Origin of the sequence: Streptomyces sp. NRRL F-5755 (genome assembly GCF_001279365.1) — a bacterium.
Classification (GTDB): domain Bacteria; phylum Actinomycetota; class Actinomycetes; order Streptomycetales; family Streptomycetaceae; genus Streptomyces; species Streptomyces rimosus.
In genome coordinates this window covers 1-19,655 of record NZ_LGCW01000044.1, presented here as the reverse complement: position 1 = coordinate 19,655, position 19,655 = coordinate 1, and the positions used below count along the sequence as shown (strand labels likewise).

General features: G+C 68.4%; 19 protein-coding genes and 1 pseudogene. 10 read left to right on the top strand and 10 right to left on the bottom strand.

Going from position 1 to position 19,655, the window contains the following annotated elements:
* Positions 1-290: 290 nt before the first annotated feature.
* Positions 291-758: an RDD family protein gene (locus ADK86_RS07565; RefSeq protein WP_078951909.1), complete on the bottom strand. Its 468-nt coding sequence runs from the start codon at positions 756-758 to the stop codon at positions 291-293.
* 410 nt (positions 759-1,168) lie between these two features.
* On the opposite strand from ADK86_RS07565, the gene glnA reads away from it, so the two are divergent.
* From glnA to ADK86_RS07545, 4 genes are all read left to right on the top strand, one after another.
* On the top strand, positions 1,169-2,578 hold the full coding sequence (gene glnA, locus ADK86_RS07560; RefSeq protein WP_030604301.1) for a type I glutamate--ammonia ligase: 1,410 nt from the start codon (positions 1,169-1,171) through the stop codon (positions 2,576-2,578).
* Between the two features lie 356 nt (positions 2,579-2,934).
* Positions 2,935-3,726 (top strand): TIGR04255 family protein, encoded by a 792-nt coding sequence (locus tag ADK86_RS07555; RefSeq protein ID WP_053695880.1) that lies wholly within the window; start codon positions 2,935-2,937, stop codon positions 3,724-3,726.
* Positions 3,716-4,369 (top strand): hypothetical protein, encoded by a 654-nt coding sequence (locus ADK86_RS07550; protein WP_234345755.1) that lies wholly within the window; start codon positions 3,716-3,718, stop codon positions 4,367-4,369. Before ADK86_RS07555 ends, ADK86_RS07550 begins: the two co-directional genes overlap by 11 nt.
* A gap of 3 nt (positions 4,370-4,372) precedes the next feature.
* A complete protein-coding gene (locus tag ADK86_RS07545; protein ID WP_053695879.1) occupies positions 4,373-5,080 on the top strand; it encodes a hypothetical protein in 708 nt (235 codons plus the stop codon).
* Between the two features lie 163 nt (positions 5,081-5,243).
* On the opposite strand, the gene ADK86_RS07540 is transcribed toward ADK86_RS07545, so the two are convergent.
* The 4 genes from ADK86_RS07540 to ADK86_RS43710 all read right to left on the bottom strand — a co-directional run bounded on the left by ADK86_RS07540 (position 5,244) and on the right by ADK86_RS43710 (position 8,609).
* Positions 5,244-5,843 carry a hypothetical protein gene (locus tag ADK86_RS07540; protein WP_159393802.1) on the bottom strand — a complete coding sequence of 200 codons (600 nt, stop codon included), beginning with the start codon at positions 5,841-5,843 and terminating at the stop codon, positions 5,244-5,246.
* Positions 5,844-5,981: 138 nt separating this feature from the next.
* A complete protein-coding gene (locus tag ADK86_RS07535) occupies positions 5,982-7,004 on the bottom strand; it encodes a hypothetical protein (RefSeq protein ID WP_053695877.1) in 1,023 nt (340 codons plus the stop codon).
* A 61-nt stretch (positions 7,005-7,065) separates the two neighbouring features.
* Positions 7,066-7,629: a peptide deformylase gene (locus ADK86_RS43715; protein WP_053695876.1), complete on the bottom strand. Its 564-nt coding sequence runs from the start codon at positions 7,627-7,629 to the stop codon at positions 7,066-7,068.
* Positions 7,626-8,609: a helix-turn-helix domain-containing protein gene (locus ADK86_RS43710; RefSeq protein ID WP_053695875.1), complete on the bottom strand. Its 984-nt coding sequence runs from the start codon at positions 8,607-8,609 to the stop codon at positions 7,626-7,628. Before ADK86_RS43710 ends, ADK86_RS43715 begins: the two co-directional genes overlap by 4 nt.
* A gap of 147 nt (positions 8,610-8,756) precedes the next feature.
* On the opposite strand from ADK86_RS43710, the gene ADK86_RS07520 reads away from it, so the two are divergent.
* The 5 genes from ADK86_RS07520 to ADK86_RS07500 all read left to right on the top strand — a co-directional run bounded on the left by ADK86_RS07520 (position 8,757) and on the right by ADK86_RS07500 (position 13,306).
* Positions 8,757-9,914 carry a glycosyltransferase gene (locus tag ADK86_RS07520; RefSeq protein WP_053695874.1) on the top strand — a complete coding sequence of 386 codons (1,158 nt, stop codon included), beginning with the start codon at positions 8,757-8,759 and terminating at the stop codon, positions 9,912-9,914.
* Positions 9,911-10,615, top strand: coding sequence for a hypothetical protein (locus tag ADK86_RS07515; protein ID WP_078951906.1), 705 nt, complete (start codon positions 9,911-9,913; stop codon positions 10,613-10,615). Before ADK86_RS07520 ends, ADK86_RS07515 begins: the two co-directional genes overlap by 4 nt.
* Positions 10,612-11,847: a glycosyltransferase gene (locus ADK86_RS07510; RefSeq protein ID WP_053695873.1), complete on the top strand. Its 1,236-nt coding sequence runs from the start codon at positions 10,612-10,614 to the stop codon at positions 11,845-11,847. Before ADK86_RS07515 ends, ADK86_RS07510 begins: the two co-directional genes overlap by 4 nt.
* Positions 11,841-12,707 (top strand): glycosyltransferase family 2 protein, encoded by an 867-nt coding sequence (locus ADK86_RS07505; protein WP_053695872.1) that lies wholly within the window; start codon positions 11,841-11,843, stop codon positions 12,705-12,707. The genes ADK86_RS07510 and ADK86_RS07505 overlap by 7 nt, the downstream gene beginning before the upstream one ends.
* A gap of 62 nt (positions 12,708-12,769) precedes the next feature.
* Positions 12,770-13,306, top strand: coding sequence for an AAA family ATPase (locus tag ADK86_RS07500; protein WP_078951904.1), 537 nt, complete (start codon positions 12,770-12,772; stop codon positions 13,304-13,306).
* 15 nt (positions 13,307-13,321) lie between these two features.
* Here ADK86_RS07500 and ADK86_RS07495 read toward each other — a convergent pair.
* From ADK86_RS07495 to ADK86_RS45385, 5 genes and pseudogenes are all read right to left on the bottom strand, one after another.
* Positions 13,322-14,999: pseudogene (locus tag ADK86_RS07495) on the bottom strand (relaxase/mobilization nuclease domain-containing protein).
* Positions 14,989-15,384, bottom strand: coding sequence for a hypothetical protein (locus tag ADK86_RS07490; RefSeq protein ID WP_078951903.1), 396 nt, complete (start codon positions 15,382-15,384; stop codon positions 14,989-14,991). The pseudogene ADK86_RS07495 and the gene ADK86_RS07490 overlap by 11 nt, the downstream one beginning before the upstream one ends.
* Positions 15,385-15,920: 536 nt before the next feature.
* Complete coding sequence (locus tag ADK86_RS07485; protein ID WP_078951908.1) at positions 15,921-17,237, bottom strand: DUF3631 domain-containing protein; 1,317 nt, start codon at positions 17,235-17,237, stop codon at positions 15,921-15,923.
* A gap of 562 nt (positions 17,238-17,799) precedes the next feature.
* Positions 17,800-18,030: a helix-turn-helix transcriptional regulator gene (locus ADK86_RS40585; protein WP_078951901.1), complete on the bottom strand. Its 231-nt coding sequence runs from the start codon at positions 18,028-18,030 to the stop codon at positions 17,800-17,802.
* Between the two features lie 413 nt (positions 18,031-18,443).
* Entirely contained in the window at positions 18,444-18,707 is a 264-nt protein-coding gene (locus tag ADK86_RS45385; RefSeq protein ID WP_159393801.1) for a hypothetical protein, read from the bottom strand.
* Positions 18,708-19,033: 326 nt separating this feature from the next.
* On the opposite strand from ADK86_RS45385, the gene ADK86_RS07470 reads away from it, so the two are divergent.
* Entirely contained in the window at positions 19,034-19,606 is a 573-nt protein-coding gene (locus tag ADK86_RS07470) for a site-specific integrase (RefSeq protein ID WP_053695868.1), read from the top strand.
* Positions 19,607-19,655 lie beyond the last annotated feature (49 nt).

Sequence of the window (19,655 nt, the reverse complement as noted above, 5' to 3'; positions counted from 1 at the left end):
TCGCCGAACCGCACTCGATGCCGGCGAGACGGAGACCTGCCGTCGAACCACATTCGTAGCGACGGGCCAAGGCCGTATCGCCGAACCACACGCGTTCCGACGAGACGGGGACGCGTCGCCGAATCACACTCGCACCGACAGGCCAGGGCCGTATCGCCGAGCCGCGCCCGTACCGACGGGACGGAACCGTATCGTCGCTTCGGACTCGTACCGACGAGACGAGGCCGTATACGGTGTGCCACGGCCACCGCCACGGCCACGGCCACGGCCACCGTCACATCGGCATCGGCTCAGATCCGAACCTGTACCGCGCGGGCCAGGCGGTCGTGGAGGCCGCGGCCGTCGCGGTCCCAGATCACCGCCGGGATGACCACGACCAGCGCGACCGTACGCAGGACGACGCGCGGCAGCGACAGCCGTCCGCCGTCCTCGGCGACGACCCGCAGGCCCAGCAGCCGCTTGCCGGGCGTGAAGCCCACCGTGCCGACCGTGAGCACGCTGAGGACCGCGAAGACGGCCAGCGCCCAGTTGCTCGTCACGTTCGCGCGGCCGTCGCTGAGCAGCCCGTACGCGACGAGCATGCACAGCGCCCAGTCGATGAAGAGGGCGGCGAAGCGCCGGCCCGGGCGCGCGAGCGAGCCCGGCCCTTCCTCGGGCAGCCCGAGCCGCTGCCCGCGGTAGCCGAACTCGACGCCCATGTCCTCGGCTGCCGCGCGGGGCCCGGAGATCCACGATCCGATTGCTTGCCTGTTGTCCACCCGTCCACGGTACTGCGACCGCATACGTTCCCCCCTCCGCGGGGCACCCGCGACGGCCGCCGGAACCTGCCCCACACCGCCGCGCGACGGCTCCGCCGCCGGACGCCCCCCGTACGGACTCAGCCCCCGCCCCACCCCTCCACCACCGCCCCCGGCCCGTGCCGAGCCACCCACGGATCACCCACCGATCACCCACGGATCACCCGTCGGCCCTCCACCGGCCACCCTCGGAATGATCAATTCCGCTCCAAAAACAGGCCGCGCGGCGGTTAACCTCGGCGAAACAAATGGGTCATGCTTGAGAAATCCCGCCTGCCTATGGTCGGGCAAGCGCGCCACCGCACACGGCTGCGCTCCGAGTAGCAATCCCGCGTGCGCCGACCGTCGGTGACCGGGCTAGGAGGAGTTGGATGTTCCAGAACGCCGACGAGGCCAAGAAGTTCATCGCGGACGAGGACGTCAAGATGGTCGACGTCCGCTTCTGCGACCTGCCCGGTGTCATGCAGCACTTCACGGTGCCCGCGGAGGCGTTCGACCCGACCGAGGAGCTGGCCTTCGACGGCTCCTCGATCCGTGGGTTCCAGGCCATCCACGAGTCCGACATGGCCCTGCGCGCCGACCTCTCCACCGCCCGCGTGGACCCGTTCCGCCGCGACAAGACCCTCAACATCAACTTCTTCATCCACGACCCGATCACCGGCGAGCAGTACAGCCGTGACCCGCGCAACGTGGCGAAGAAGGCCGAGGCGTACCTCGCGTCCACCGGCATCGCCGACACCGCGTTCTTCGGCCCCGAGGCCGAGTTCTACGTCTTCGACTCGGTCCGCTTCGAGACCTCCGCCAACCGCTCGGTCTACGAGATCGACTCCGAGGCGGGCGCCTGGAACACCGGCTCCGAGCTGAACAACCGCGGTTACAAGGTCCGCTACAAGGGCGGCTACTTCCCGGCTCCCCCGGTCGACCACTTCGCCGACCTGCGCGCCGAGATCTCCCTGGAGCTCGACCGCGCCGGCCTGAAGGTCGAGCGCCAGCACCACGAGGTCGGCACCGCCGGCCAGGCCGAGATCAACTACAAGTTCAACACGCTGCTGGCCGCCGCCGACGACCTGATGCTGTTCAAGTACATCGTCAAGAACGTCGCCTGGCGCAACGGCAAGACCGCGACCTTCATGCCCAAGCCGATCTTCGGCGACAACGGCTCCGGCATGCACGTCCACCAGTCCCTGTGGTCCGGCGGCGAGCCCCTCTTCTACGACGAGCAGGGTTACGCGGGCCTCTCGGACACCGCCCGCTACTACATCGGCGGCATCCTCAAGCACGCCCCGTCGCTGCTCGCCTTCACCAACCCGACGGTGAACTCCTACCACCGCCTGGTCCCCGGCTTCGAGGCCCCGGTGAACCTGGTCTACTCGCAGCGCAACCGTTCCGCCGCGATGCGCATCCCGATCACCGGCTCGAACCCGAAGGCCAAGCGCGTCGAGTTCCGCGCCCCGGACCCGTCCTCCAACCCGTACCTGGCCTTCTCCGCGCTCCTCCTCGCGGGCCTGGACGGCGTCAAGAACAAGATCGAGCCCGCCGAGCCGATCGACAAGGACCTCTACGAGCTCGCCCCCGAAGAGCACGCCAACGTGGCCCAGGTCCCCACCTCCCTCCCCGCCGTCCTCGACGCCCTCGAGGCCGACAACGAGTACCTCCAGCAGGGCGGCGTCTTCACCGCCGACCTCATCGAAACCTGGATCGACTACAAGCGCACCGCCGAAATCGCCCCGATCCAGCTGCGGCCGCACCCGCACGAGTTCGAGCTTTACTTCGACATCTAAAGAGCGGGGCCGGGTGACCTGGGCGGAAGCCCTGGGAACAGGCTGTGACCTGCGAAAACTCTTCTCAGTAGTTCTCGCTGTTACTGCTGGCTTTCCACCCCCTTGTGCACCGCGTGTGCACCGCCCGACCAATTCGCTGACTTGACGTCAGGAACAACAGCGAAGGTCGCTACCTCACATCCGGGGGAGCGACCTTCGCTGCTTTGGCGGGCCCTCTCACGGAGTGAGGCAAGTCAGCCTGTCGGCGGTGCGATGGGGCCCAGCGCGGGTACACGTCGGCCTGGAGACTCCACCGTACGAGGGAAGCGGTTTCCCTTGCGGTTGTCGTTCTGGTTTCTGGTCAGTACGTTGATGGTATGGGGTACCGTGAGATCTATCCGAATCCACCGCTCGCACTCACCGTCGTAGAGCTGCGCCACACGGCGACGCCATCCCTGACGGACGGCGACCAGGCGGCACTCAAGTCATGCCTCGCGGCCGCGTTTCCTCTGCTGCGCCCTGCCCATCAGGTGAACGTCACGATGACACCCTCCGGCGTAACCCATGAGCAGAAGGTCCACCCCCGCTACATGGCACGCGATAACACCTCGGCCATCACCTACCGCACCGACGCGATCGTGGTCGAAACCACACGATACGAGCGGCGTGGCGCTTTGCGTGAGCTGCTACACCAAGCTGTTGAAGCGCGCCAGAAAGTCGCTCCCGCCGACGGAATCGAGCGGCTCGGCATCCGGTACGTCAACGAAGTGCGAGTCCCTGACGTCGAGACTCCTCCAGGTTGGTCCAAATGGATCGCTACTCCCCTCACCAGCGTCGGTGGACTCAACACGGCCACTGACAGCGGCCCGCAGTCGTGGCAGGGCATGGCTGTCTTCGGGAGCCCTTCGACAGGCATTGTGCTGCGGCACGGCACCTTCGAGGGCTACGCGGTCGAACCAGCCGGTGAGCTGCGTCGCCCGACGCCGCCCCCCGGACCCTTCTACCTTCTCGATCTCGACTGCTACTGGGTACCAGAGGGAGAGACGCCTCCACTGGAGTGGGAAACCATCGAGTCCCACTTCGACGACGCAGGGCTCGCGGCCTACGAGTTGTTTGAGCAACTGATCACTGACGACTACCGCGAGGAGGTCCTGCGACGTGACCGGTGACATCCAGCGCACTCTGCGTACTTCTACGGCGCCGGCAGCGGTCAATCTCGTTGAGCCGCAGGAGCCGACAGCGACCTCGGCAAGCCAGATGTCAGACTGGACTGAGACCGCGGGGTCGCTTCGGTCAAGGGCCCAGCACGTGTATCAGGACACAACTGAGTTCCACAAGGACCTGCTGTTCCGCACCTGGCAGCAGCGCACCAACATGCGTGGCAAGCAGGCCCCGGCGTCGCTCCTGGAGGAGCTGTCCGATCTGGGCTTCTCGTGGCGCGACCTCGCCCGAATGGTGGGTGTCAGTGTCCCAGCGGTACAGAAGTGGCGGCGCTCCGGCGGGGTAAGTGGGGAGAACCGCAGGCACCTTGCAAGCTTGCTGGCGCTGTGCGACCACATTAGTGAGCACTACCTCATCCAAGAAGTTGCTTCGTGGTTTGAGATGCCCCTCACCGACCAGGTCCCTGTCACGCCAATCGATCTTTTCGCTGAAAACCGACCTGACCTCATCCTGGATCATGCCAGCGGGCACAGCGACGTGGAGAACATCCTCACCGCGTACAACCCCGAGTGGCGCGAGCGCTATAGATCCGACTTCGACGTCTACCTCGAAGCGGACGGCGCAATGTCCATCCGCTCAAGGGGAGCGTGACGAGTGACGCAAGAGATGGAACGCCCGCAAGATCCGGCAGATCTATACCACTCATGCGGCGAAGATGTCGTCCCCGCCCGCCCGACCCTGACGGGAGACATCTACCAGGAAGCCACCATCACCGATGCAGATGGGTCCACACGGCAGATCACGGGAATGATCCTTGACCACCCATGCTCTCTGCGCACGGACGGTGTCAACCTCGCATCGCGCCTGACCATTGCTGAGGTACTCCCGGGCCGGGGGACCAACTGGCGTGGCAGCTTCAACCGGATGTATCTGCCGGAACCGTTCCCCCAGGCCCAGGGCAAGTCAAAGCCCTGCGCCGCGTACTTCGATGCCTGCTACCACGTCTCCCCAGAACAACTCGAAAGTGGCACCCGGATCGCGTGCCTCAGCAACGCAGGCATCAACTTCCTGCTGCAGCGCCGAGTCCACCACTTCAGCCGCGTCGTCGTCCCTACCTTCAAGTTCCAGGAGGCCAACGGCGGCGTCTACGAAGAGGCCGACCTCATCGAGGAGTGGTGTCTGGAGCGCGAAGACGACGGAGTGAAGCACCTCGAAGCGGCGGCGGAATGTGTGGCCTGGCTACGCGGGGCAGCCTCCGACGGTCGGCGTCGCCAGGAGCTCCTGCGGGACCCACAGCAGCGCAGCAACGTGCGGAGGCAGATGCGCATGCGGCTGAAGGAACTCGGCCAACAAGGCAAGTAACCGTTCCCCACCTCGTCCCTTCCTCAACCGACGAATAGGGGACGGGCACTGATTCTCCTGAGTTCACCCTCGATCACGTCCCCACTCGTACGCCCATGCCCGGCCCGTCTGCCGGTGTTCCTCCAAATCGGTTTGACGCCGGTTCGGATCGTCGACGCATGCCCTATATCCCCCGCGGGAGGATGCCTGTGTAGACATGGCGCAGATGGGCTGCAATCACCTCGCGCACTGCCTGCAACTCACGTGCGACGCCATCGGCTTGCTCAAGCATTTCTGCCAGGGAAAGCGTCTCGTAACGCGAGTGAAAGGCATCGATATTGGACACGGCATCGCGAACGTACCCTCTGACCTCATCGTTTAGAACCAGGCCAGCCAGTCTGCGCACAGTGGCCTCCGCCTTCTCGGCAGCAGGCCCTGCCTCGCCGAGCTCCTGCGTCAACTGGACGTCGAGCTCAGCATTGGATTCAGATTCGCGTCTTGAGTGGAGGTCTCCGCCTCGCAGCGTCTGTCTTTCCCCGCGCAAGTGGGCGATCAGGATCCAGTTGTCGAATAGCTCAGAAACAGCGTTGTGAAGGTCGAGTAAGTGAGTGGCCTCGAATGCGACTCTCTGGTCACGGAGGGCGCTCGACCGGGTCACTGATCGCGCAATGCGTTCTCGCTTGAGTGTATGGCGGTGATTCAGAAAGGTGGTGCCGAAAGTTACTGCCATGCCCAGCAGAAACGATCCGACCGTCCATGCAACTCCCCAACCCCCTGTAGGCATGGGGCAACCGTAGGCCCTTACCAAGGGATTGACACAAGTCGACCAACCTGGGGGTCCATCGCCTGAAGAGCAGCCCCCTGTTGCCCCCTGGGAGGAGCACGGCGTGGGCCGGGGATCAGCGCGATGGGCCCCGCGGTCCTACTGCCGCAAAATGCTCATGATCTCGTCCGCCTTGGCGATTGCGGCCCGTGGTCCGTACGCCGCCATCGCGGCCAGCACGGCAGCGCTGCCCGCCAAGACGGCATCGACACCCGCTGGAAGCCCGGACAGCACACCAAGGCACAGCGCTCCGGCTGCGGCGACCACCACAGTCATCAGGCGAAGCCCTTCTCTGTTGGCCACTGGGACTATGCCACGCAGGCTCTGCTCGGGCAGGAGTTTGCTCACGTACCCAGCAGCGAAGCCGTTCTCGATCTTTGCCAGGAGTGCGGCAAGGCTGCGGAGCGCTCCATCGCCCTTGGTGTCGACTCGCGCCTCAGCTAGCTGCAGCTTGGCCACTACGAGTGCAGCGTGGTGCTTTGCGTTGCGTTGTCGAGGAGACCCGCGCCCGACGCTACTCGCGATCCGATGGACCCGCAGAAGCGACCGCCGAACGGTGGAGCAGGTATCGTCCAGGTGCCGAAGCGCTTGATGCCTATCGCTCGTACAGGAGCTGGCCACAGCTTCACATGCCTCTATGGCAGCCATGATCGAGAGCAGGAATCTGTATCCCGCGATGGCCTTGCTGCGTTGGGCAGCCCAGGTCAGGAGGGGCAGTGTCACAGCAGCGAGCATGAGAGCTGATGGAGTCAAGCTGGGCTGCACTTGCTGTGTCTCGATCGTCTTGATCACTGCAATCAACAGGTCCCCGATACCGACGCCGATCGCGAAGGTGAGCAGCGAATAGCGAAGCTTCACCGACCCGGCTGTCCCTTGGCCGGCTTCACGGAACGACTGAGTGGGCAGGTCTGCCAGACCAAGGCGTTGAAGTGCCTGAACTGTCGGTTCGATGTCCTGCTCGGCGACTTTGGCATTCCAACCAGACCACCACGCCTGTAGCGGCTCGACGCGGCCGGCGATCCAGGCAAGGGAGCGGTAGATCACCACCACGATGGCTGCGAGTATCACACCGCCTAACACCAGCTGCTGGATCGCGGCTACCCGCTCCATGTCAACGTGCATCGGACGATGATGGCGCACAGCACTGACAGCTGTGGCCAATCAGCCCCAACTGGTGGTCTGGCTACTCGTATGCCCACGCCCGGCCAGTCTGCCGATACTCCTCGACGGGGATCGGAGCGATGTCGCTTCGCATGCGGGCGGTGTAGAGCAACCCGTCGAGATGGTCGATCTCGTGGTGGATGAGTCTGGCGAGGCCGCGTTCGTACACCGTGGCCGCGGTCTCGCCGGTCAGGGCCGTGGTCTCCACCGTGATCTTCAGGGGGCGGGGGACGAGGCCGCGGACGTCGAAGAAGCTCAGGCAGCCCTCGTACTGTTCGTCCGTCTCGTCGGAGCCTGTGGTGATGCGTGGGTTGAGCAGGATGATGGCGGGGGCGTCGCCGGGGGGCTGGACGACGGCGGCGGCGCGTCCGATGCCGATCTGCGGGGCCGCGATGCCCATGCCCTTAGCGAAGGGATGGACCTGGCCGATCCGCTCCATGGCAGCGAACAGCTCGTCCACGATGCGCTCGGCCTCGTCGCGCTCCGCGGGGAGGTCGAAGGCGCGGGCGGGTTCGGCGAGGATGCCGGCGCCGTGCTGGACGACGCCAAGGTCTCGCATGCGCTGGCTGGGACGCACGTCAATCACCTGAACTCCTCTTGATCCATGTCGCGTTCGGGCCGTGCTCGAAACCGCCATTCCAGACGGTACCGAGCGTGCAGGGCGGGCGTGGTCGTGATCCACGTGAATTGCCTGAGTTCACCGTCGTCGCTGCGGACGGGTGGGGTCCGTAGCGGGGAGGCTTCGGCGGTCATGGAGGTCTCGGTGCCCCACACGACCGGGTCAAGGACGACGGGGAAGACGAGCTGGACTTCTAGTTGTTCGGTGGGCAGACGGACGGCCCGCTGGAACCAGTTGCCCCACTTGTCGTCGCCGACGGTGTAGGCGTACTCGATCCACACGGACTCGCCCGGGTAGAGCGGGAAGCGTCCGTGTTCGTTGTCGAACAGCAGCCAGACTTCCTTGAAGGCGTCGCGGTCGTGCTTGGCCTGCCAGCGCATCTCCTCGCCTCGGCAGGTGGCGGTGAGATCGAGTTCGTCCCAGGTCAGTGGGTGGGCTCGGTAGTGCGCGTTGGATCGCTCGGGGTTGCCGGGGTAGCGGTCGACGGAGATGCGGATCAGGTAGCGGGTCACGGGCTGATCGCCGGTGCTCCGCAGCAGTCGCCGCATGGTGAGCCGGTACGAGCGGCCGTCGTACTGGAGGCGGGCGGCGTCGTGTTCGACGACGAGGGCGGAGCCGGTCGCGTATGGCTGCTCGGGCCTACGCGGGGCTGGCGGGGCCGCAGGAGGGCGCCGGGCCCGGCTCTCCCTGGCCTTGGCCTGCTCGTAGTCGCACCAGCGCCGCCAGATTGCCTTCCCGGCGTTCAGGGCGTCGTCGGCGAGCCGGGCGAACTCCTCGCTGGGCTTGTGGCGGCCGGATTCCATGTGGCTGACGTACGACGGGTCGAAGCCCATGGCCCGCGCCAGCGCGCGCTTGGACATGCCGCGTACTTCCCGCCACCGCGCCACCTCGGCCGCGAAGTGCTCAGCCGCCTGCTCGACGGTGATCTCCTCGTCCTGCGTGCCCATCGAAGCCCCGCCCCGCGTCATCGTTGGTGAGCATGAGTGAACCGTGAGTGATCCCAGTTCATCATCCCGTCACGGTCAGCGTCGCCGTTTTCCTTCCTTCACCGACCCGGTTCGACGCGTCCGGGCAGATGAGGGAGGCGACGCTCCATGCGGGTGCTGTACCTGCTCAACATCTCCAACCCCGATCGGCTGTCTGCGGACTCTGGGTGGATCTTCGCGGACCTGCTCGCCCCGGCCTTGGCGGACACCGGGGCGGAGGTGACCGTCGCGGCTCCGGCTCCGGCGGGGGACGCCCGCTGCGGCTTCCATCGGACGAAGGTGCCGGGGACGAAGTACCGGGCCCGGTTCTCCACGGACATCGACGAGTTGGTGGCACTGATTCATGCCGAGCAGCCGGACGCGGTTGTGGCCAATCAGATCGAGGAGGCGCCGGCTGTCCGCACCGCCTTGCTGGAGGCCAGATCGGACGCGCTGCTGGCCGGGTACTGCCACTACCTGCCGTTCTCCTTCACCGACGGCGGTCAGCTCCTGCTCGACCCGTCTCTTGACGACGCGGGGCTCGGGCGGCCGGTGCTGCTGGCGTTCGCTGCCGGGTTGGCCGCATGCGACCGGGTGATGGTCCACTCCTCCACGACTGCCTCCTGGGTGTCGGCCGCCGCCGCCCGCATGACCGTGGACCTCGGTAAGAAGCTGCGGGTGGTGCCCGCCCCGCGCGATGAGCGTCTGGTCCGCGACCCGGCCACCACCCAGCCCGCGTCCGGCGATGGGGCGATCGGGGTCTACAACCACCGGCTGTACGCGCACTACGGCACCGAGCAGTTCGTGGACTTGGCCCGCGACCTGGTGGCCTCCGGAACGGTGCGGCTTCGAGTCATGGACTTGTTCGGGAAGCGCCGGGCCGAGCGCACGGGCCTAGACGACAGTCCCGAGAAGATGCGCGACCGGCTCGCCGGGCTGCCGCACGTCCAGGTCGTCTCCGACCGGGGCGACCGCGTCCACTACAAGAACCTGCTGGCCGACGCCCGCTTCGGCATCGCCCCGTTCCGGCCCGGATGCCCCTGGTCCATGAGCGTGATCGACTGTCAGGGCATGGGCCTGCCAGTCATCTCGCCCCGGCTGGGCTGGCTCGCCGAGCACATCGACCCCGAGCTGTGCTTTACCACTCCGGCCGAGGCCGTCGCCCTGGCCGAGCGGCTGGCCACGGACGACGAGTTCCACGCCGTGCACGCCAAGCGCGCCTACGCCTCCACCGCCGACTTCGCCCCCGCCCTGGTCGCCGCCCGCTACCTGGAGGCCATCTCGTGACCGAGTTCGACGCGGTCTTCCTCTCTTACGACGAGCCGATGGCCAACTCCCTCCACGCCCGCACGCAGCGAACGCTCGGCGGCTTGGTCAAGCGCCTGCACGGTGTGCACGGAATGCGCCGGGCCTACAGGCTGTGCGCCGAGGTCGTCGACCGCGAGCAGTTCTTCCTCGCCGACGGCGACTTCGCCATCGGCCCCGGCTTCGACCCGACCGCCGTCGAACCGCTGGACGAGGGGGTGTCCATGCGGGTGTGGCCCGCGGTCAACCCGATCAACGGCCTGTCCTACGGCTACGGCGGACTGAAGCTGATCCGCCGCAGCGCCCTGCGCGAGATGGGCGAGGCCGTGGACGTCCTCGCGGCTCTGCCCGGCCGCATCGAGTTCGCTCAGGAGACCGCCGGGATCACGCGGTTCAACCAAAGTCCTTTCCATGCCTGGAAGGCCGGTTTCCGCGAGTGCGCGATGCTCGCCCGCGGCAGCGAGTACGGGATGGCCGGCGACGACGCCCGCCAGCGGGTGGAGACATGGACGGCCAGCCAGAACAGGGAGTTCGCCACCTACGCCGCCGCCGGAGCCCGCGAAGGCATCGTCTTCGCCCGCGAGGCAGCACGCGATCCGAAGCAGTTCGGCCACCTCAACGACCCAACGTGGCTGCGTGCCCGGTTCACCACCGTCCACGGCGATCAGGCGGTGTCCGGATGACCGGCCGACTCGTGCTCATCGAGCCGTATGCCGACCGCTTGGGCGGACACCATCAACGCACGCTGGTGGCGCTCGCCCGGGCCCGGCCCGGCAGTCTGGTCATCGCCCCGCACGGGATTGCCCGTGAGGCAGTAACAGCCCTGCGCGAGGCCAGGGCTCGGCTGGCGACCACACCGGCTGGACGTCTCGCAGGCGTCTTGCTGGCTGCCTCTCGGCTCGCGGCCGGGCTCTCCTCAGCCGGTCAGCGGGCCTTCCGCTCGCGCCGTTGGCCCCGCGCCCTGCGGCGGCTGCCACACCAGGTCACCTTGGTCGCCCGATGTCTTGCGGAGGCGTCCGCGCTGCGGACCGCCCGCCGCCTTCATCCCGGCGCCGAGGCCGTGGTGATCCTGACCGCGAACGAAGGCCTGCACGGGGCAGCCGCGCTCCTCGGTGGCCAGCCGCACCTGCGGTTCGTCCACGAAGCGGTCACCACCGAGGACGCCGTCGTGCGGCTGTTCGGCTGGCTCGCCCGACGCGGTGAGCAGCAGGTGATCGCGGTGTACCCCACACAGGCTGTAGGCGATCAGTTCGCCGCCGCTTTCCCCGAGCTACCTGCGGTGGTGCGGGCCTTCGCGGTCGATGACGGCCGCCGCCTGACCGCCGCCGAACGCGAAGGCGGCCGGGCGGCCTTCGGCATCCCCGCCGTCGAAGCCGTGGTGTGCCTGGTAGGCGGCTGGTGGCCGTACAAGGACATCGCCACCATCGACGCCGCCCTTGCCCGCTTGAAGGAACCGCTGCACCTCGTGGTCACAGGGGTCCCACTCGACGAGACCGTGCTGGACCGGTGGCGAGCCCTGCCGGATCTCCACCTGCACACCGTGCCCGGCCCCGTCGCGGAATCGGTGCTGCGGCTGGTTTACGCAACCGCCGACGCCGCCCTGGTCGCCCGGCAGCCCGGGGTCGGCAAGGAATCCGGGCTCGTGATGGACGCCGCCCGCCTTGGCGTGCCTCTGATCGTCTCCGACCACGACCCGGCCCTCACCGCCCGCCTTCGCGGCCAGCCCTGGGCCCTGGCCTTCCCCGTCGGCGACCCCGACGGCCTCGCCGACGCCCTGCACACCGTCGTCCGTCAGCCGCCCGAGCGGCCCGGTCCCGAGGCGCCCCGCCTGCTGGGAATGCGGACCGCCGCCGAGCAAGCCGGCTTCCTCACCCACACCTTCGACTCACTGCGTACGAAGGAGTCCCCATGCTGAGCGCACCTCCTGCCCTGATCGCCGTGATCGGCCCCGTAGAACCGGCCCTGCTGACCGCCTGGACCGCCCACTACCGCGCACTCGGCGTCGAGGACTTCCACCTCGCCTTCCACTTCCCCGACCACGTCCCCCACTCGTGGCAGCACCAGCTCCTGTCCACTATCCGCGACCTCGGCATCGTCCCCGCGAAGATCAGCACCGGGCCCTGGCACGAGCACACCAACACCCAGCTCCGCGATGCCCTGCGGGAGCAGGCGAGGCCCGGCTGGCACCTGCTCGCCGACGCCGACGAGTTCCACACCTACGCCGCCCCGATCACCGAGGTGACCACCGCCGCCGAGGAAGCCGGGCGCCACGTGGTGGGCGGGTTGATGCTCGACCGCGTCGCCGCGGACGGCCGCCTGGCCCACTGGCGGCCCGAGACCGGCCTGGACCGCGCCTTCCCACTCGGCGGCCATCTCACCCACCGCCTCCTGCACGGCGACCCCCGCAAGATCGTCCTCGCCCGATCCGAGGTGCCGGTGGCCTCCGGCAACCACCGGGCCCTGGGCCACAAGCCGGACCCGGACGCGCTGGCCTGCGTTCACCACTTCAAGTGGCGCATGGGTGTCCTGGACGACCTCCAGCGACGGGTGGAGAAGTTCACCTCCGGTGCCTGGGCCGAGCACACCCCGGCTGTGCGGGAGGAAGCCGGCCGCCTGCTTGATCACATCGACCGCCACCACGGCCGCATCGACGTGGCCAACCCCCGCCTGACCTTCCGCCGTGTCACCCTCGACCGACTGCCGAGCGGCTGGACGGCCGAAGCCCGCACCATCGCCGCCCGCTGGCGCCCCCATACCGCAACCAGCCACCGGTAGCCCATCCAGATCGGCCAGAATGGACACCTGGGTACCTGGGCATCGGCAGGAAAGGACCGAACGTGAACACCGCCGCACCGCTGGCCGTACTGCTGGTCGGCATCACCGGCTCCGGCAAGACCACCGTCGCCCAGGCCCTGGCCGCACGCGGCATGATCCGCCTCTCCGTGGACGAGGAGGTCCACCGCCTCCACGGCCGCTACGGCATCGACTACCCCGAGCACACCTACTTCGAGCGCGAACGCCCCGTGGTCGAGGCGATCCGGGAACGGTTCGTCAAGGAACTGGAAGCCGGAAACGACGTCGTTCTGGACCACGGGCTGTGGCTCCGTGACGAGCGTGACGCCTGGAGGCGGGCCGCCCGCGATGCGGGCGGCCACCCGCTCGTGATCTACCTGCCGGTGGACCGGGAGGAACTGCTGCGGCGCCTCACCGAACGCAACCAGCGCGAGGACGCCAACGCCCTCACTGTCACCTCCGAAGCCCTCGACGACTTCTTCGCCCGCTTCGACCCTCCAGAAGAGGACGAAGAAGTGATCGTCTACACCGGAGACCTGGGAAGGCTCGTGACGACACTGTCCGCGACCAGACAGCGCTGAGCAGTCCCATGACCGCTATCGGCGTCGGCCGCGTTCCGCAGGCCGTTCGCCCACCGTCGTAGGCGCGGGCTGCGGTGCCTGCGCGATGGGCCGGGTGCTGCGGGCGCTTTGCCTGCGTGCTGCCTGTGCGCGCCTGTTCGGCTGTGCGGCGATGCGCCAGTTGAGGACTTCGGCGGGGCGCTCGGCTGTGTCGAGTTCTCGGCGGGCACCCACTTCGGCCAGGAGGTGACGGGGGTTGTGGCCGGCGGTTTCGGCGCGGGCGAGGGTGGTGGTCAGGGCGGGCCAGGCCGGGTCGGCAAGGACGCGGTCCGCCTGGTCGGGGATGGCGGCACGGAGATCCTGCTCGAAGCGGTGGGCAGTCGTTGCGCGCGGGGCGCGGCGGGCGAGGTCCACCAGGGCCGGCTCGGCGGCTTGGCGGTAGCTGGCTTGGAGATGGCGGACGGCTTGTTCGGCTGCGGCTGCCTGCTGTTCGTGGCCGCGCTGTGCGTGCCAGTGGGCGGCAGCGCGGGCCAGGTGGAGGGCGGCGAAGATGAGGGCGATGGCCAGTCCGCCCGGAAGGTTGGGGGCATAGGTGAGTTCCTTGGCGGCTTCGCTCAGTTCGGTGGCGGCTTGGTGGTCGGCCCGGATCGCTGAGCGGCGTGCCCGGTTGAATGCCTGGGCCGCTGCTTGCAGTTCGGCCTGATGGGGGCCGGGTGTGGTGCGGGCCAGGTTGTGCAGGGTGTCGCCGCAGGCTTCCAGGTGACCCTGGGCCACGGCTTCGTCGCCCGCATCGAGAACCGTGCGGGCCGTGCGCACGGAGGACTCAGTGCGGCGCCACGAGTCGGCCGGGTCCGCCACCGGTTGCCGGCGGTCTTCCACGTCCTGGTTGGGAAGGCGTTCGCCCAGGCGGTTGTAGGACAGGTCGGGGGCCAGGCTTGAGCCGCCGTACCAGATGGTGTCGTCGGGTGCGGCCAGGCTGTAGCCGGTCACCTCCCCACTCTCGGGACCGATGCGGGGCTTGACCTGGATGCCGAGCGAGTCCAGGACGGCGAAGTAGTCGTCGATGCTCGCTACAGCGGCGGCGACCGCGTACGCCTGCTCGCGCAGCCACTCCCGTGTGGCCTTCTCCTGGCCCTGGCGTTCGGCCTTGGCTCGTTCGGCGCCGGTGGGCGTCTTGGGCGCGGTGAGGTCGCCGGACTTCAGGCGGCGCAGCCCGAACTCGGCCTCGATCTTGCGACACTCGGCCTGGGCGCGCTGCCCGTCGCGGTTCGTACGCGGGCGGCGGCCGTCGGCGCGGACGGTGGTGGCCATGATGTGGATGTGGTCATCCGCGTGGCGTACCGCGATCCACCGGCACGCCTTCTCGTCGTCTTCGGGCGCGATGCCGGTGGCCGCCACGATGCGGTGGGCGGCCTCGGCCCATTCGGCATCAGTCAGGTAGCGGTCACCGGGCGCGGTGCGCACCGGGCAGTGCCACACGTGCTGCGGTGGCTTCTTGCCGCCCAGTTCGCGGGTGCGCAGGTCGACGTGGTGGTCGAGGCGCTTGGCGAGCTGGGTGTAGGTGACGTTCGGATCGCGGCCGGGGTCGGGGGCGCCGGTCATGTCCCAGGCGGCGACGATGTGTGGGTCGGTGTGCTCGTCCCGGCGGCCGGGCCCGCAAGGGGTAGGCGATCAGGCCGCGGGTGTCGGAGCCGGTGGAGACATCAGGCACCATGGCCGGCCCCTTCCGCCAGGAGCTGGTCGATCAGCCCGTAACTGGCATCGGCGGCCTGCTGGATGCGGTCAAGGACGGTCTCGGTGCGCTCGGGTATCGCACCGGAGTGGATGGCACCGGTGATCTGGTTGAGGTTGGTGCCGATCCGGTTCAGCGCCTTGGTGTGCGCCTCGATGGCCTCCACCAGCGGGCGGATCGGGTCGTCCTCCGGGCTGCCGACCATGCCCGCCTTACCGAGGGCGACCGTGAGGGCGGCGTCGCCGACGAACCCGGCGAACGTCAGACGGCGTCGCTCGGCCTCGGCGTCGATGAGGCGAACCGCGGTCGGGGTAAAGCGGATCTTCTTCTCCTGGTCACGCTTCTCGGTGGTGCGCTTGCGGTTCATCCGCACGGGCAGCGTGGGGGCGTCCGGCTCACGCCACGAGGGCTGCTCAACGACGGCGGACGATTGGGGATCGGCAGACGGCTCGGCGAGCAGGGCGATGGAGTGGGCGGCGGGCTGCTTGGCGCTGTCGGCGGCAGACGTGGTGCTGGGCTCGGCCGCCCCCTCCCAAGGCTCGGGTGCCCGCTGGCGCCCGGCCCCCTCCTCCCCGTCACCCCAGGGGCGGGGGCAAGCGCGGACGAAGCCCCTTTAGGGGCTCGTTCGCTCCAGCTTGCTGCTGTTCGTCGGCCCAGGCCGAACCATCCCCCGCGGCGGCGACCGGGGTTGCGGTCGTTGGTGTCAGTGTCGTGCATGGCGGTGCTCCAGTGGTGTGTGGGCGGGACTTCGTCACGTCCGTCGCATCCGTTGCAGGGCTGGTCAGAGCAGGTACGGACGCGGGTGCTGGTACGGATAACTCCGTCCCGGCGAGGAAGTCCGTCCCCGCGCTGACCTGCGCGGGGACGGATGCGACGGACTGAGACGGCCCAGAGGGACGTGGGTTAGCGGGCGCGCTTGGGGCCAGCGGTGCCGCCGGGCGGGCCGACGGGCAGCGAACCGGCCGGAGGGGCGGGCGGTACGCCCTGGAGCGGGCGTGCGGGCGCGAGTGCGGGCCCGGCTGCGGGGGTCGGCTGGGCGGCGTTGGGGCAGTAGCGGGCCCAGGCGTCGAGGAACTTGTTGCGTGCGTACGCCTTGGCCTGGCGGCCCTGCTCGAACCGGTGGTTCGCCGGGCGGATGTCGAAGTCCCTGAGCAGCGCCGACAGGCGGTAGGCGCTCAGCCCCTTGGTGCCGTAGTCCGGCCACGGAGACTCGGCGTCTGACAGGAGGGCGGCGAGCAGGTCCTGCGACCGCAGTGCCTCGGGGCTGCCTGCCTGATCGAAGACGCGGCGGACGTCGCGCAGCAGCCGTGTCTTCAGGGTCGTCTGCTCATCCTGTACGGCCTCCTGCCGAGTCATCGCCAAGCAGGCGGCGCGGGCGCTGTCGGGCCAGTGCCCGCCGGCCAAATCGGCGACGATGACCAGCGGCTCCCAGGTGTCCGCCGCCCGATCCTCCACTGGCATCTGCGGCACCATGCGGGCAGCCGTGCCCCGCAGCGGGCCCAGCCAGGCGCCCAGCCGGTCACGCAGCGCGTTGAGTTCAGGCACCGAGTACCGCGACCGGAACGGGGTGACCTTCTCGCCCATCTTGCGCTTCTGCATCCGCAGCACGATCGCCCGATCCATGATCGTGTCCGGCAGGTCGCCGATCCCCGCGATCGCGGCCATGGCGAAGGTCGGGTACGGGGTCGGCTTGTGCTCCGGGCCGGAGATGCGCCAGGCGGGCCGGTTGCGCTGATGGCCCGCATTGAGCAGGCCGCGCAGGTCCTCCTTGTCGCCCGCCTTGGGACCGAAGATGGTGTCGGCCTCGTCCACCAGCAGAGCGGGCGGGTTCTTGCCGATGACGCGGAAGATCACCGCCGGGGAGGTGTTCACCGTCATCATCGGCTGGTGCACGGTCTCGTGAAGCACGTCCAGGACGCGGGACTTGCCGCAGCCCTTCGTCGGGCTCATCACCGCCAGACGCGGCGCGTGCTGCAGCGCGGTCTGGATGTGGGAGGCCGCCGCCCACAAGGCGAGCGCGGTCAGTGCCTCCTCACTAGGCAGCACCACATACTTGCCGATCACTGCCCGGAACTCATCCAGCAGGACGGCTCCCTCACCGGAAGTCTGCTCCGCGCGGTCCGCCGGTCCGGACGGTTCTCCTGGACCAGGACGCGGGGCTTGGCCCGGTCCGTCAGCCCGGTCCGGTGGCTGGAGGTTGGTCCGCTCATCGACAGGGATGCCGGTCCGCTCCCGGTCATGCGGACCGGAATCCACCGGCTGGTCCGTGCCCCTGCGGACCACCGGACCAGCGGGAGCGGACCGCTTCACCTCGTGCGGACCATCCTGGTCCGCAGCATGTGATCCGGTCCGTACGCCGCTGACCTGCGCTTCCTCCATAGGTGTGGATATCTGGTCAGGCGCCGGGGTTCCGGTCAGTGCGCCTTCGGTGGACCGGTCCGCGACTGCCGCACGCTGCGGACCAGCCTGCGGACCGAGCTGTCCGGCGGAACGGTCGTCGTCGTGGTCCGCGTCGCGCGGACCAAGCCCTTGGCCGGGCACCGCTACCGGCGGCCAGACGACCTTGGGCTTGGCCCCCGAGTGGGCGGAGGCGGGGGATGCACTCGAAGTACGCGAGGACGTAGTGTCCTCCATAGACGTTCCTCTCTGGTGAGGGGCCAGGCGGGCAAGGCCCGGCCCCTCACCGGCTCGTTCGTTCAGGTATGGGCGATCAGTTGGGGAATCTCCGGCCCTTGGCGGTGGCTCGCCGAGGGCCGCTTTGCTGCCCGCGCCAGGTGCAGGGTCAGGCCGTGAGGCCGTACGACGTCTGGGCGTCCAGCCATGCGTCCACCTCCTGCCAGCGATAGCGCAGGTGGCGGCCGACCTTGTGGGCCTGGGGGCCGGTACGGCGGTGCCGCCACTGGTAGAGGGTCTTCACCGGCACGCCGAGGTAGGCGGCGACATCCTCCGGCGTGGCGAGCGGATCGCGGCCAGCGCAATCGGACGCGGTGGCATTGCGGAGGGTTCGGGGCATGGGGCTCCTTCATTGGGCGTGGGTCGGGGACATGATGGCCACAGGTTTCGTGACGCATCCAGCGGCATTTTGCGGAGAATCCACGGCCACTCCAAACGGCGCCTCGCCGATTGGACCCATACCGTAAGGGGCGATCCCCGGTTGCCGAAATCACGCCGGAATCCGGGGGGACTGCGCCCGCTTTCCACCCGATCATCTCGCCCCCCATGTGGCACACCACCGAGGCTAAAGCGCGAGGCCAGCGCCCACAGGGGCACGCGCGCCGGGAGCCCCCCGGACGCAGCGGCGCGGCACCGTACCACGGAAATTCAGTTTCGCCGAACCGCCCACGCGCCCCTCAAATAGCCAGCGTCAGCAAGTTTTCCAGTCCTCTTAAGTAGACCCTTGCCACGGCGGCCAATTTCGAGTTACAGCTATCTGTCATGGCAAACCGTCCCGTAGAAATAGGCCCCGCCGGAATCCACACCGCGCGCCACATCGAGCGCCTGCGACTGCTGCGCGGGCTCTCCCAGCACCGCCTCGCCGAGCGCTGCACCGCCCTTGGCCGCCCCCTGTCCAACACTGCCCTCAGCCGCACCGAACGCGCCCGCCGCCGCTGCGACGTCGACGACCTCGTCACCACCGCCACCGCCCTCGGCATACCTCCGGCTGCCCTGCTGCCCCAGTGGACGGCTCACAGCGTCGCCTCCCATCCGGGGCCCAGATCCTCAACCCCATCCAGGGTGCCCTCCTTGGCTGAGCCGTACGACCGCTGGCACAAGAAGCGGCCGCAGCCCGGCGAGGATGTATGCAAGGCCCACGGCAAGGTGCCTTCCCGTGAACATGGGCGCGGAAAGCGCTGGCTGGCGCGGTGGCGTGATCCCGAGGGGCAGCAGCAGAGCGAGAGCTTCGAACGCTACGAGGACGCGCGCCAGCATCTGACACGGATGCTCGGTGCCGTCGACGACGGCACGTACATCGCCCCCAAGAAGGGCGACACCCTGCTCAAGGCGCTCGCCGAGCAGTGGCTGGCGAACCAGACGTTGACAACCCCCGAACGTACCACCAGTACGAATCCCGCGTCCGCAACCACATCGTCGGGCCACTGGGGGATCTCAAGCTGCGGCAGGTCAAGGCATCCACGGTCCAGACCTGGATCAAGCGTCGGCTACAGGTGCTCGACGAGACGACCGTCGGCCTGATCTTCACCCACCTGTCATCGATCCTCACCATGGCGGTGGACGACGACCTGATCCCGAAGAACCCGTGTGAGACCGGGTCGGTCAAGCGTGTAAAGCCCAGGCGGTCGAAGAAGTCGGCCAAGGACGTGCCGCTCTCCTGGGAGCAGACGGACGACCTGCGCAAGCACCTGGACGACCGGTACCAGGCCACGGTCGACTGCGGCCGTGGGCTCGGGATGCGGCAGGGCGAGATATTCGGCTTCAGCCCGGACGACGTGGACTGGTCGGAGGACGACAAGACCGTCCACATCTGCCGCCAGATCACGCATCACCGCGGCACGCTCGTCTTCGCGCCGCCCAAGGGCGGCACTAAGACGTCATTTCATTTGGAGTCGTCGATGGCAGATGAGGGTTGAGGCGATGGCGGTGAAGGCGAGGAAGTGTTCGGGCTTGCGTTCGTAGCGG